Genomic DNA, 14,998 nt, shown 5'->3' with positions numbered 1-14,998 from the left:
GATGCGGTTCATTTAAAAATTCATCCGTTGAGCCAAGGCTTCAACAGCGTACATGTTTTGCACGAGGACATTCTTTTTGCCTAGTTTTAAAACAGCAGTTGAAAGGGCTAGTGAAATCAACAATACCAGACCTTTAGGCAGCATAACAATCAGGGCAGACACCGATTTTATAACCGCCACCTCCACTGTGTCACTTCGTAGGAAAAAGGCTTGCAAGAACAAGAGTATCCCGAGTGGCACAAGGGCTTCCTGACGATTTCGGACCACCTTAACTGGTTTATTGGATAAAATGGTCAACTTGCTGACCAAATCGCGGGCTTTAATCTCTTGGACAAACCCAATAACAATATTCAATATAATGATGGCAATAACGGCCATATTAGAATATGCGCCAACCAGTAACAATAAGAAGGCCTACAGGAAGTTTAATGCATTAAATAGGGTAAAAACATTCTCTTTAATAATTTCAGCCGTCGTCTTCTGGGTAGAATGACTGGTTTGATTAACCTGACCTTCAACCACTTTGGCTTGGTCTTCTTCATCCGTTAGACCTTGGTGTTGATTATTCCTCATTAATTCACATCCTCCATTTTCCATCCCTCGTTTTTGTTGCTCTTTTATTTTCCTCATAAAAGTACATTATAAGCCAGATGAATATGCATAAACTTAAAGATTAACTTAGCTTCCCCTTAAGAAAAAAAGGTTGTCGGGGAAAACGTAGTGGAGAACAAAAAACTCCTCCATCTTTCGATAAAGGAGTTTTTCCATATATGCCGGCTAAAGGACTTGAACCCTCGACCCTCTGATTACAAATCAGATGCTCTACCAACTGAGCTAAGCCGGCAAATATTTTTTATTCAAAATGAATATGACCCGTGTAGGATTCGAACCTACGACCCACTGATTAAAAGTCAGTTGCTCTACCGACTGAGCTAACGAGTCATGGTGGAGAATGAGGGGCTCGAACCCCCGACATCCTGCTTGTAAGGCAGACGCTCTCCCAGCTGAGCTAATTCTCCGTAAATATTTCAATTGGTTATCTGTCAAAGACAACTATTAAATAATACCATCTGATTTAGACACTGTCAACACAATTTCCATAAAAATTTTATTTTTCGTCATTTTTTAGCACATCGGCAGAAAAAATACGTATATAAAACATATGGAGGTTGAAAATGATATTGTTTTTCTATTATACCATTTTATTGGCTCTTTTTGCTAGTCTTGCTTCGTTTTTTATGGTGGTCGGTTCAAGAACAGTCCTTGGACAATCCTTTATGCACGGTCGTTCCAAATGCGACAATTGCCAAGTCACGCTTTCACCCTTAGCCTTGATACCAATTATCGGTTACGGACTATCAGCAGGTAAATGCCAGACTTGCCGCCAATCAATACCTTTTATTTATCCATTCTGTGAAGGATTTTTCGCTATATTTTCTTTCTTGTTTTTTCTGAACCACCCGACTGAAACGGCTATTCTTCTCTGCATGATTTTCGCTATCCTACTCATTATGACCAGTGCCGATCTGGCTTTACAAATCATACCAGACCGATTTCAAGTCATATTATTATTAGTTGTTATTTATTATCTTTACCGAAACCCGAACCTAGCGCTCTTAAGCCATGTTACCTTTTCCCTGCTGGTCTTCGCCACTTTAATCACCTGCAATTATCTGCTTCATCAAGGTATAGGTGGTGGTGATATTAAAACACTGGCAGTCTTAGCCCTAATGCTCGGTCCCTTAACCTTCTCATATCTTCTGTTGATTGCCAGTGGTCTAGCCCTCTGCCACATCTGTTATGTGAAAATAAAAAATGTAAACCTACCGACTGGTCTGCCATTTATCCCTTACTTATTCTTTGCCTATCCCATCATCTTCTATATACTGTAATTAGTAAAGTATAGAATGTGAGGGAGAGAATTTGCAAATTCAACACACTTTCATCCAAGGTAAATATGACCAGCCAGCTTTATGCGAGGACGCTCTTTTTACAAACGACCACTTCATCGCTGTTATAGACGGGGTAACATCCAAGTCGAACTTTACCCATAAAGGCATGAAAACTGGCAAAATAGCGTCCAACATCATCCATGATTTCTTAACCACATTAGATCCACAAGCACCTATCGAAACGGTTATTTCAGGTGTTAACCAAGCTTTTGTGGACAAGTTTTATACACACGTGGATTTCCCGCTAGACCGAATCAAACATGGTCCACAAGCTGCTATGGCTTTGTATTCTGATTTCTACAAGTGTATCTACCTAATTGGGGATTGCCAAGCTAGTGTAAACGGGCAATTATATACCCAACCAAAGGTCTCTGATGATATTTTAAGCGCCTTCCGGTCACTCATCTTGCATATCAACCCTAACCACCACCAAGAGGCCAGAGACGCCATTATGCCCTATTTAATTTCCTCAAACGCATTTGCCAACAAGGCTGATACACGGTTTGGTTATTCGGTTTTAAACGGACAAGAGATTCCAAGCAGCTTAATCACAACTATACCTGTTCAAGCTGGGGATGAAATAGTCCTAACATCAGATGGTTATCCAGATATTCGACCAACTTTTGAAGAAACTGAAGCTTACCTGCAAGCAATTATCCACAATGATCCGTATTTAATTGATCAATTTATTTCCACAAAAGGCCTCAACCCTGACCAAGTCAGCTTTGATGATCGGTCTTATATTGCCTTCAAAGTGACGGCCCGGTCGTAAATTTCAAAATTTTTCTCTCCATAAAACACAAAATCCCTAGACCAATTTGGCCTAGGGATTTTTTCTCGTCTGAATATTCATTTGTGGTTTCTACAATGGTGAATTAGTTTTCTTGAATACTTGAGTAGTCAATTTGGCTAATATCAGCATCTTCATCTACTTCTTCGCCGTAGATTAGTTGTTGTGTGTCACCGATTTTTTTCGGTTCCATTTCACGGTAACGAGCCATACCTGTACCTGCAGGGATAATCTTACCGATAATAACGTTCTCCTTCAATCCAAGTAAGTGGTCTTCTTTACCACGGATAGCCGCGTCAGTTAAGACTTTAGTTGTTTCTTGGAATGAGGCTGCAGATAGGAAACTGTTAGTTTCTAAGGCAGCTTTAGTGATACCTAATAATACTGGGCGCGCTGTTGCAGGTAGTTCACCTGAACGGATTGCTTGCGTATTGGCATCTGTAAAGTCTGCAGTATCCATTAACTTACCTGGTAACAAGTCTGTTGAACCTGGGTCAAGGACACGTACTTTACGTAGCATTTGACGAACCATAACCTCCACGTGTTTATCATTGATGTCTACCCCTTGAGAGCGGTATACACGTTGAACTTCATCTAACATGTATGTTTCAACAGTCAGTGTGTTTGTTACACGTAGTAAGTCTTTAGGATCGATTGAACCTTCTGTTAATTGTTGTCCGCGGTGAACAGTATCGCCTTCAGCAACGTTCATACGCGCTGTGTAAGGTACTTTATACTCACGAGAGTCTGTCATACCTTTAACAAATACTGTCTTCGTACGGCTTGCTTCGTCTTCTTCGATTGCTTCGATTTCTCCAGCAACTTCAGTAATCACGGCACGACCTTTTGGATGACGTGCTTCAACAATCTCTTGGATACGAGGAAGACCTTGAGTGATGTCATCACCGGCAACCCCACCAGTATGGAATGTACGCATTGTTAACTGTGTACCTGGCTCACCGATAGATTGTGCAGCAATTGTACCAACTGCTTCCCCTACTTCTACCTCTTGGTTAGTAGATAGGTCGCGTCCGTAACAATGTTTACATACACCGTGACGAGTGTTACATGTGAAGGCTGAACGAATCGTTACTTGCTCAATACCAGCTTCAACGATGCGACGAGCAGTTTGTTCGTCGATTAATTCGTTGTGGTGCGCAATGATTTCGCCAGTTTCTGGATGACGTACTTCTTTTTGTAAATAACGGCCAGTCAAACGTTCTTCAAGTGTTTCAATCACTTCGTTACCATTCTTGATTGCTTCAATCGCTAAACCACGGTCAGTGCCACAGTCTGCTTCACGAATGATGACATCTTGGGCAACGTCAACAAGACGACGAGTCAAGTAACCTGAATCGGCTGTCTTAAGGGCCGTATCGGTCATACCTTTACGGGCACCGTGGGTCGAGATAAACATTTCTTGTACGGTCAAACCTTCACGGAAGTTAGACAAGATAGGTAACTCGATGATCTTACCGTTAGGTCCAGCCATCAAACCACGCATACCAGCAAGTTGGGTAAAGTTAGAGATGTTACCACGGGCACCTGAATCGGACATGATGAAGAATGGGTTATCTTGATCAAGTGAGTTCATTAGGGCGATTTGGATTTCATCTTTTACTTTGTTCCAAGTATCGATAACTTGGTCATAACGTTCGTCGTCTGTAATCAAACCACGACGGTATTGTTTTGTAATCTTGTCAACACGGTCATGTCCTTTTTGGATAGACGCCGCTTTTGATTCTAGGTTTGTAATATCTGCCACACCTACGGTAATACCTGAACGTGTAGAGTATTTGAAACCTAAGTCTTTCATTTTATCCAAGATAATTGAAGTTTCAGTAATCTTAGATACTTTAAATACTTGTGCGATGATACGCGCTAAGTATTTTTTCTTGAATGGTGAAACCATATCTTGACGACTGATGAACTCTTTTACGTCTGTACCTGGTTCCATGATGAACTTGTCAGATAGAGATGATTCTAAGTTTTCAGTTGTTGGTTCGTTGATGTACGGGAACTCTTCAGGCATTACCTCGTTAAAGAATAATTTACCGATAGTTGTCACCATCAATTTACCTTTTTGGTTTTCAGTCCAAGGTTTTTTAGGTAGTGCATCTGTTGGGAATGCAACTCGTGTATGTAATTGCACATAACCGTTAGTGTAGGCGATATGCGCTTCATTAATAGAAGACATTAACATACCTTCACCCATTACTTCAGGTTCTTCCATTGTTAGGTAGTAGTTACCTAAGACCATATCTTGAGACGGTGTAACAACTGGTTGACCATCTTTAGGGTTCAAGATATGCGTAGCAGCTAGCATTAATAAACGTGCCTCTGCTTGCGCTTCTTCACCTAATGGTAAATGGACGGCCATTTGGTCACCATCAAAGTCGGCATTGTAGGCTTCACACACAAGGGGGTGAAGACGGATTGCTTTACCTTCAACCAATACCGGTTCAAAGGCTTGGATACCTAAACGGTGTAAGGTAGGTGCGCGGTTCAATAGAACTGGATGTTCACGAATGATTTCGCCTAAAACGTCCCAAACATCTTCATCTTGGTGTTCGATTTTACGTTTTGCATGTTTCACGTTGATTGCCATATCGCGGGCAACTAATTCACGCATTAAGAATGGTTTGAATAATTCAAGGGCCATTTCTTTTGGTAAGCCAGCTTGGTACATCTTCAACGAAGGACCAACAACGATTACTGAACGACCAGAGTAGTCAACACGTTTTCCAAGTAAGTTTTGACGGAAACGTCCTTGCTTCCCTTTAAGCATGTGTGACAATGATTTCAATGGACGGTTACCTGGACCAGTAACTGGACGACCACGACGACCGTTATCGAATAAAGCATCAACCGCTTCTTGTAACATACGTTTTTCATTTTGCACGATAATATTTGGTGCATTTAAGTCTAATAGACGTTTCAAACGGTTGTTACGGTTGATTACACGACGGTACAAGTCGTTCAAGTCAGACGTAGCGAAACGGCCACCATCTAATTGAACCATTGGGCGTAATTCTGGTGGGATAACTGGAATAACATCCATTACCATCCACGCAGGATCGTTACCTGATTTACGGAAAGCATCTAAAACGTCTAAACGACGAATTGCACGAGTACGTTTTTGACCTTTAGCTGTTTTCAATTCTTCTTTTAATTCAACAACTTCGCTATCAATTTGAACTTGTGATAACAAGGTCTTGATGGCGTCAGCACCCATTGCTGCTTTAAAACCTTCGCCGTACTCGCGTTTGTTATCGCGGTACTCTTTTTCAGATAACAATTGTTTGTAATCTAATGGCGTATCACCAGCATCTGTTACAACGTAAGATGCGAAGTAGATAACTTCTTCAAGCGAACGTGGGCTCATGTCTAACATCAAGCCCATACGAGATGGGATACCTTTGAAGTACCAAATATGTGTTACAGGTGTCGCTAATTCAATGTGACCCATACGTTCACGACGTACTTTAGAACGTGTAACTTCAACGCCACAACGGTCACAGACAACACCAGCATAGCGAATGCCCTTGTATTTACCACAAGAACATTCCCAGTCTTTAGAAGGTCCAAAGATTCTTTCATCGAATAGACCTTCTTTTTCTGATTTAAGTGTACGGTAGTTGATGGTTTCGGGTTTCTTAACCTCACCGTAAGACCATGATCTGATCTTGTCTGGTGAAGCTAACCCGATACGCATGCTTTCAAATCTATTTACATCTACCAAGGGGCCAACCTCCCTTATCTAATTTGCCCAAATTATTCGTTTACTTGTTTTTGTGCAGTGATTTCACTTGCTTGTGATTCAACAGTTGCATCTGCATCAACTGCATTTTCTTTGTTTTCTTGATCTTTTTTAGGGAAGCCCGGTGTTACTTCATCCATGTCACGTAAATCTACTGCTTTCTTGTCAGAGTCTAATACTTCAATGTCTAGACCTAACGATTGCAACTCTTTAACTAATACACGGAATGATTCAGGTACACCTGGTTTTGGAATTGGTTCACCTTTTACAATAGCTTCGTATGTTTGTACACGTCCTACAACGTCATCTGACTTGTAAGTCAAGATTTCTTGTAATGTGTATGCCGCACCGTATGCTTCTAGTGCCCAAACCTCCATCTCACCGAAACGTTGTCCACCAAATTGTGCTTTACCACCCAAAGGTTGTTGTGTAACAAGTGAGTAAGGGCCTGTTGAACGCGCATGTAATTTGTCGTCGACCATGTGAGACAATTTCAAGTAGTACATTACCCCTACAGAAACGCGGTTGTCGAATGGTTCACCTGTACGACCATCGTAAAGAACAGTTTTAGCGTCGCTTGCCATACCTGCTTCTTTGATTGTTTCCCATACGTCTTCTTCGTTGGCGCCGTCAAATACTGGTGTTGCAATGTGGATGCCCATTTCGCGTGCAGCCATACCTAAATGCAACTCTAATACTTGTCCGATGTTCATACGAGAAGGTACCCCTAGAGGGTTCAACATGATATCAACTGGTGTTCCGTCAGGCATGTAAGGCATGTCTTCTTGAGGTAAGATACGAGACACAACCCCTTTGTTACCATGACGTCCGGCCATTTTATCCCCAACTTGGATCTTACGTTTTTGGATAATATAAACACGGACTAACATAGAAACACCTGGTGATAATTCGTCGCCGTTTTCACGATAGAATACTTTCACGTCGTTAACGATACCGCCGCCACCATGTGGTACGCGTAATGATGTATCACGAACTTCACGTGCTTTTTCACCGAAGATAGCGTGTAATAAGTGCTCTTCTGCTGATAATTCAGTTACACCTTTAGGCGTTACTTTACCAACTAAGATGTCACCATCTTTAACTTCAGCACCGATACGGATGATTCCGCGTTCGTCAAGGTTACGTAATGAATCTTCACCAACGTTAGGAATTTCACGTGTGATTTCTTCAGGTCCTAATTTAGTGTCACGCGCTTCAGATTCTAATTCATCAATATGAATAGAAGTGTAGACATCGTCTTTCACTAAGCGTTCAGACATGATAACCGCATCCTCATAGTTATAACCGTCCCAAGTCATGAAGGCGATTAATGGGTTTTGACCTAAAGCCATTTCCCCTTTTTCCATTGAAGGTCCGTTAGCTAGGATTTCGCCAGCTGTAACAGATTCGCCAATAGTCACGTTAGGTGTTTGGTTGTAAGATGCTGAGGCATTTGAACGGTGGTATTTGATTAATGGGTACTTATCTAAAGCACCATCTTCACGGCGTACACGGATTTCACGTGCATCAACGTATTCAACAACACCATCAAATTGGGCAACGACTGCTGCACCTGAGTCAGCTGCAGCTTTATGTTCCATACCAGTACCAACTAGTGGTGCATGTGGTTGTAACAATGGCACAGCTTGACGTTGCATGTTGGCACCCATCAAGGCACGGTTAGAGTCATCGTTTTCCAAGAAAGGAATTGAAGCTGTTGCAACAGATACTACCTGTTTAGGTGAAACGTCCATGTAGTCTACACGTTCAGGTTTCACTTCGATATTTTCTTCAACGTAACGAGCCATAACAACTTCTTCTGCGAATGAACCGTCTTCGTTCAAGATAGAGTTACCTTGGGCGATAACGAAATTATCTTCTTCGTCAGCTGTTAAGTAGTCGATACGGTCTGTTACTTTATGTGTGTTCCAGTCAACACGACGGTAAGGTGTTTCAATGAAACCAAATTCATTGATTTTCGCATATGACGCCAAGTTGTTGATCAACCCGATATTTGGTCCCTCAGGTGTTTCGATTGGACACATACGACCATAGTGAGAATAGTGAACGTCACGAACTTCGTATCCGGCACGGTCACGAGTCAAACCACCAGGTCCCAAGGCAGATAGACGACGTTTGTGCGTCAACTCACCTAATGGGTTGGTTTGGTCCATGAATTGAGACAATTGAGAAGAACCGAAGAACTCTTTAATTGACGCAACGACTGGACGAATGTTGATTAATTGTTGTGGCGTTACTTTTTCAATGTCTTGGATAGACATACGTTCACGTACAACACGTTCCATACGAGATAAACCGATACGGAATTGGTTTTGTAATAATTCACCAACTGAACGGATACGACGATTACCTAAATGGTCGATGTCGTCTGTTTTACCAATACCTTCATATAAACCTAAGAAGTAGTTTAATGAAGCTAACACGTCAGCAATTGTTAAGGCTCGAGCTTCTTTACCTGGGCTCGCGTTACCAATAACGTTGATTACACGGTCAGCATCTTTAGGTGCTTGAATTTTAACGATTTGTAAATCAACAGGTTCTGTTAGGACAGCATCGTCATTTGGATACAATGTTGTCACGTTTAAACCATTTTCAAAATATGGCTCTAATTTGTCCATAACTTCACGGTTTAATTCAGTACCTTTATCCGCTAAGATTTCACCAGTTTCTGGGTCAACCAAAGTTTCAGCCAATATTTGGTTGAATAAGCGGTTTTTGATATCTAATTTTTTGTTTACTTTGTAACGACCAACAGCTGCTAAGTCATAGCGACGTGGGTCAAAGAAACGAGCAGTTAATAAGTTACGAGATGAGTCTGCAGTCTTTGGTTCGCCCGGACGTAGACGTTCGTAAATTTCTTTTAAGGCTTCTTCTGTACGAGAATCAGATAAGTCTTTGTGGACATCTTTTTCTAAAGTTAATTCTAATGTTTCGCTTTCTCCGAAGATTTCACGAATTTGGTCATCAGAAGAGAAACCTAATGCACGCATCAACACTGACATCGGCACTTTACGTGTACGGTCAATACGTACGTAAGAGATGTTTTTCGCATCTGTTTCCATTTCTAACCATGCACCACGGTTAGGGATTACAGTGGTACCAAATGATTGGCGACCATTTTTATCTAATTTGTCGTGGAAGTAGACACCTGGAGAACGCACTAATTGAGAAACGATTACACGTTCCGCACCGTTGATGATAAACGTACCACCGTCAGTCATTAGTGGGAAATCACCGAAGAATACTTCTTGATCCTTGATTTCACCAGTTTCTTTATTCATCAAGCGCAATTTAACATAAATTGGCGCTGAGTAGTTTGTGTCATGTGCACGCGCTTCTGCTAAGTTGTATTTAGCTTCTTTAAATGAATAATCAACAAATTCTAAGGCTAATTTACCAGCATGATCTTCAATAGGAGAAATGTCCTCAAACATTTCTTTCATCCCTTGATCCAAGAACCATTTGTATGAGTCCGTTTGGATTTCAATCAAATTTGGCAATTCTAGCACTTCATTAATACGTGAGTAACTGCGGCGCACGCGATGTTTACCGAAATTGACATTATGCCCAGTCATTAAAAGCCACCTCTCCGAAATTTAAACTGTTAGAATTTAATGAGAATTTGCTAAGAAATTGCCCATTAAGGCCTTTTTACCCTAAAAAAGGACAAAAAAATAACAAAAGATTATTTGACTTTCCTGTCATTACCTTTTGTTTTCGCCTAGAAACGCGTCCGGACAATATTTCGGAACGTTCCAATCCAATTAATAATATACAGAGTTTATAATACACCATTTTCTGTGCCATGTCAACGAGTATTGCCGTTTGAAAAATTAAACAGATCAAATTGCCTAGAGATACAAGCGCGATTTAATTCTTAAGATTTTGCTTAGTTGATAAATTGTATTTTTTCACACCATGATAGACATTTGTGCTTAGAATAAGGAAAAATTGTTATATATGACAATTCTCACTATCTTTCACAAAGAGGTGTATAATTAGATGGGTAAATAAATTCTATTTACGATAAATATTGACCTTTGGAGGTAATACGAATGAAATACGTTATAGTAGGAACTTCACATGCTGGTTTTGAAGCTGTGCAAACTCTATTGAAAAAAGACTCAGATGCAGAAATCGTTGTATTTGAAGCTGGATCAACCGCTTCTTTCTTATCATGTGGTATTCAGTCCTATCTAGAAGACATTGCAAAATCTTTAGATGAATTACACTATGCAAATGAAGCATCATACAAAGAACAAGGCGTTGACATCCGCATGAACACAAGCGTTATTGCCATCAACCCAGACACAAAAGAAATTACAACACGCACTACTGACGGTGTGGAAGCTACAGAAAGTTACGACAAACTATTGCTTTCTCCAGGTGGTGTACCAGGTAAAATCCCGAATGTAGATGACCAACACGAAAACATCTTCTACTTACGTGGTAGAAACTGGGCAGATAAAGTGAAAAATCGTATGTCTTCAGCTAAAAAAGCTGTAGTCGTTGGTGCTGGTTACATCGGTATCGAAGCAGCAATTGCTTACGCACAAGCTGGCATCGATGTAACAGTTGTCGACTTTGTTGATTCAATCTTACCAACTTACCTTGACAGTGAATTCACTAGTCTTCTAACAAAACATATGGAAGAAAAAGGTATGAAGATTAAAACTGGCGAAGGTGTGAAAGAATTTAAAGTCAACGAAAACAACGAAGTAACTGCTGTTGTCACTGACAAAGGCACTTACGAAGCAGATACAGTTATTATCAGTGTTGGGGTTCGTCCAAACACACAATGGTTGAAAGACACTTTAACCCTTGATGGTCGCGGCTTTGTTGAAGTCAACGAACACATGGAAACTTCAGTTAAAGATGTTTACGCTGCAGGTGATGCAACTGCTATTCCTTTTGCACCTACAAACGACAAAGCTTACATTGCTTTAGCAACTAACGCTCGTCGCCAAGGTGTCATCATGGCTCGTCACGCAAGTGGTGATGCAGACGCTAAAATTGGTCGCGTAAACGGTACATCAGGTCTTGCTGTATTTGACTACAAATTCGCTACTACTGGTATCAAGGATGCTAACGCAAACTCTTACCAAGGAAATGTGAAATCTGTTTACAAAGAAGACTTAATCCGTCCTTCATTTATGCACGACGAAGAAAAAGTTTTAATGAAGCTTCATTACGATGCAGATAACGGGCGTATATTAGGTGCTCAATTAATGTCAACTTATGACATTCTTCAAGCTATTAATGCTGTATCTGTTGCGATTGAAGCTGAATGGACTGTAGACCAATTAGCGCAAGCTGATTTCTTCTTCCAACCAGAATTCAGCCGTCCTTGGAACTTCTTAAATGTCTTAGCGCAAGAAGCTCAAGGTCAACCATACGGCGCAGACACAATGATTTTCTAATCCAAACGAAAACCACTTTTTTACCACAGATATATAACATCCTTTATAACAAATAAAAGACAGGCGGTAGACTCTCATTTAATCTACTCGCCTGTCTTTTTCTTCTATTATGTAGCTCACGATATCCGGTTCCAAAGGTCAAACTCTTCCAACACTTCCCAAAATACGCCAATTACTTAGCAGTACTTGTTCGGCTTTTGCTCCAGCGCGCCGAGTCTTAGCGACTTTTGTCACACCTCTAATTTTTACTCTAACCAACCATCCACTGTTTCACGATTGGCTTCAATCCAATTATCTGCTGCTTCTTCTGGTTCCACATCTGTCGCTAATTCTTCCATAACAGAAGACATATCTTCAACTTCCCAGTAGAAGTTATCAATAATCTTATAGGCTTCTGGATTATCTTCCTTTAGCCCTTCTCTTGCATATGAATGAATTTCCTCGTAGCCACCAAAGACATTTTCTGGATCGTCAAGCATCTTAAGATCATAATCCATGAACATCCAATGTGGCTTCCAACCAATCACAACTATATCCTCTTCATCATTGATAGCTTGCTCTAATTCAGCAATCATTGCACCTGTTGAACTCACAGAAACCTCCCAATCGGATAGATTGTCATACTCCTTGACAGCATTTTGGGCACTGTTGGTAACACCTGCCCCTGGTTCAATTCCTGTAACAGTCGAGTCATTTTCATCCGTGAGGTCGGTAATCGAATTGATATCTTCCATATATGCTGGAACAGTTAATGCTGAAATAGCACCTTCTAGGTTAGCCCCTAAATCAACCATCGAGTCACCATATTTCTCTGCATAGGCCTGGTGCGTTGTAGGCACCCAACCGCCGACCATAGCATCCGACTGCCCTTCAGCAACTGAACTAAACATGATGGCCGGGTCTACTGTTGTAATTTGTACGTTGAATCCTGCTTCTTTTAGCACCTGTGCCAGGACATTTGTTGAAGCTATTTCAGACTCCCAATTAACAGTTGCTAGAGTCACTGTTTGGCCACCAGAATCAGAACCTACAGTCGTTTTATACGAATCTTCACTGCCAAAGGTAAATAATAACCCTATAACTGTTGCTACTAATAAACTCATTTTCTTAAACATTTTTACACTCCCGAAAATAATCTTCCTTAGTTACAAATGTTCGACTACTTACTTTTTATAAAAAAAAACAGGAGCGGCTAGTATTGCCTCACTCCTGTTATAAGCTCGTTGAGACGTTACTGTTCATTAATTATCACGAACAGCATTGTCAAGCTTTTATTCAATTATTCTTCAATAGCTAACCATTGATTGACTGTTTCTTGATTTTCTTCAATCCATGCTTGTGCTGCAGTTTGAGGATCAGCACCGTCATTGATTTCAGCCATTACAGATTCCATATCCTCAACTTCCCAGAAGAAGTTGTCTAAGATTTGATAAGCTTCTGGCATGTCATCTTGTAATCCTGGGCGAACCATTGTATTGATTGTTTCACCGTCTCCGAAGATACCTTCAGTATCTTCTAGATATTTCAAGTCATACTCTTGGAACATCCAGTGTGGTGACCAACCAGTAATAACGATTTCTTCTTCATTCGCAATAGATGTCCCTAGTTCAGTCGTCATGGCACCTGAAGATGATGTTTGAACTGTCCAATCACTTAGGTTGCTGTATGTATCTACTGCATTTTCTGCAGCCGCTACAACACCAGCACCAGGTTCAATACCTGTAATTGTTTGGTTCGCTTGGTCACTTAAGTCCTCGATTGAGTTCACATCTTCCATATAAGTTGGTACGGTTAAACCTGTAATCGCGCCCTCTAAGTTAGGACCCAAGTCTTCCATCTGATCACCATATTGTTCGTATTGCGGTGCATGTGTGTTAGGTAACCAAGCACCAACCATCGCATCCGCTTCAGCTGACGCAACTGATGACCACATAATAGCATTATCTAGTGGCGTAGTTTCTACTGTATAGCCAGCTTGACGTAAAACTTCTGCGATAACATTTGTAGAAGCAATTTCAGTATCCCATGTTACGTAAGATAGGTTGATGTTCCCTTTACTTCCACTGCTTCCAACAGAAAGAAGGTTAAAAGCATTTGAACTGTAGGCACCCGCACTTCCGAAAGTAAGAATTAGTCCCAAGACTGCAATGACTGCAATCCAGATTCCTTTAAGTTTTTTCTTCAAAATAAATTCTCCCTTCGTTGACTTAGCTATTTTTATCAGCTGTGAAACGATTTGTTAAGCGGTCAATCAAGATTGCTAAGATAACAATCGCTAGACCTGACACAAACCCTGAACCTACTGAGGCACGTTGTAGAGCTGTTAGTACTTGGCGACCTAGACCTGGTGCACCAATCATTGAAGCTGTAACAACCATAGACAAGGCAAGCATAACTGTTTGGTTTACACCAGCCATAATTGTCGATTTAGCTAAAGGTAATTCTACTTTGAATAGTTTTTGTTTACCAGTTGAACCAAAGGCGTCTGCTGCTTCTACTAATTCAGTAGAAATTTGTTTGATACCTAACTCAGTAAATCGTACTGTTGGTGGTAATGCAAAAATAACTGATGCAAATGTTCCTGGTACGATACCAATACCGAAGAAAGCAACGGCTGGAATCAAGTATACAAAGGCAGGCATTGTTTGCATGAAGTCCAAGATAGGTTTTAGGATGTTGTGAACAGTTTTATTTTTTGCGGACCAAATACCTAGAGGAACACCAATAATAACCGAAACAAGACTTGATACAAGTACCAATGTTACTGTGTTCATTAATTCTGACCATAAACCTTGGTTTAAGATATAGCCTAAACCGACCAAAGCAAAGGCAGATAATGACAGTTGCTTCTTATTCACAAAGTAAGCAATCACGGCCACGATTAGTATAAAGGCAAATGGGGGGATTAATAATAGTAAGTTCGTAATACCGTTCATAAAGGCTGAACCGCCATTTTGAATGGCACCAAAAAGTCCTGATAGAGTTACGGTTAACCAGTTTGTTGCTGCTTCAACCCAATCCGCCACTGGCAATTTTGGAATTGGATACATAGCTA

At 40.8% G+C, this 14,998-nt stretch carries 7 protein-coding genes, 3 tRNA genes and 2 pseudogenes; 3 read left to right on the top strand and 9 right to left on the bottom strand.

Annotated elements, in window-relative coordinates:
- Window positions 1-12: 12 nt before the first annotated feature.
- From ACUW85_RS06555 to ACUW85_RS06535, 5 genes are all read right to left on the bottom strand, one after another.
- Window positions 13-405: a hypothetical protein gene (locus tag ACUW85_RS06555; protein ID WP_259345405.1), complete on the bottom strand. Its 393-nt coding sequence runs from the start codon at window positions 403-405 to the stop codon at window positions 13-15.
- Between the two features lie 9 nt (window positions 406-414).
- Window positions 415-573, bottom strand: coding sequence for a hypothetical protein (locus ACUW85_RS06550; protein WP_259345406.1), 159 nt, complete (start codon window positions 571-573; stop codon window positions 415-417).
- A 198-nt stretch (window positions 574-771) separates the two neighbouring features.
- Window positions 772-844, bottom strand: a tRNA-Thr gene (locus ACUW85_RS06545).
- A gap of 25 nt (window positions 845-869) precedes the next feature.
- Window positions 870-942: transfer RNA gene (locus ACUW85_RS06540), tRNA-Lys, on the bottom strand.
- Window position 943: 1 nt separating this feature from the next.
- Window positions 944-1,019: transfer RNA gene (locus tag ACUW85_RS06535), tRNA-Val, on the bottom strand.
- Between the two features lie 156 nt (window positions 1,020-1,175).
- Between ACUW85_RS06535 and ACUW85_RS06530 the strand changes: the two genes are divergently transcribed.
- Window positions 1,176-1,892, top strand: coding sequence for a prepilin peptidase (locus ACUW85_RS06530; RefSeq protein ID WP_182023494.1), 717 nt, complete (start codon window positions 1,176-1,178; stop codon window positions 1,890-1,892).
- Between the two features lie 31 nt (window positions 1,893-1,923).
- On the top strand, window positions 1,924-2,724 hold the full coding sequence (locus ACUW85_RS06525; RefSeq protein ID WP_182023495.1) for a hypothetical protein: 801 nt from the start codon (window positions 1,924-1,926) through the stop codon (window positions 2,722-2,724).
- Between the two features lie 103 nt (window positions 2,725-2,827).
- Here ACUW85_RS06525 and rpoC read toward each other — a convergent pair whose 3' ends face one another.
- Together rpoC and rpoB are read right to left on the bottom strand one after the other, a co-directional pair.
- Window positions 2,828-6,484 carry a DNA-directed RNA polymerase subunit beta' gene (gene rpoC, locus ACUW85_RS06520; RefSeq protein WP_149314917.1) on the bottom strand — a complete coding sequence of 1,219 codons (3,657 nt, stop codon included), beginning with the start codon at window positions 6,482-6,484 and terminating at the stop codon, window positions 2,828-2,830.
- Window positions 6,485-6,632: 148 nt separating this feature from the next.
- Window positions 6,633-10,098: pseudogene (rpoB, locus tag ACUW85_RS06515) on the bottom strand (DNA-directed RNA polymerase subunit beta); the annotation flags it as partial.
- Window positions 10,099-10,578: 480 nt separating this feature from the next.
- Between rpoB and ACUW85_RS06510 the strand changes: the two are divergent.
- Window positions 10,579-11,943, top strand: coding sequence for an FAD-dependent oxidoreductase (locus ACUW85_RS06510; RefSeq protein ID WP_149256099.1), 1,365 nt, complete (start codon window positions 10,579-10,581; stop codon window positions 11,941-11,943).
- 245 nt (window positions 11,944-12,188) lie between these two features.
- Here the strand turns inward: ACUW85_RS06510 and ACUW85_RS06505 are convergent, their stop codons facing one another.
- Together ACUW85_RS06505 and ACUW85_RS06500 are read right to left on the bottom strand one after the other, a co-directional pair.
- Window positions 12,189-13,058 (bottom strand): glycine betaine ABC transporter substrate-binding protein, encoded by an 870-nt coding sequence (locus ACUW85_RS06505; protein WP_149256098.1) that lies wholly within the window; start codon window positions 13,056-13,058, stop codon window positions 12,189-12,191.
- A gap of 164 nt (window positions 13,059-13,222) precedes the next feature.
- Window positions 13,223-14,993: pseudogene (locus ACUW85_RS06500) on the bottom strand (ABC transporter permease/substrate binding protein).
- Window positions 14,994-14,998: the final 5 nt, after the last annotated feature.

Source organism: Aerococcus sp. 150760013-2, assembly GCF_053627715.1.
This window is presented reverse-complemented; position numbering and strand designations above follow the sequence as displayed.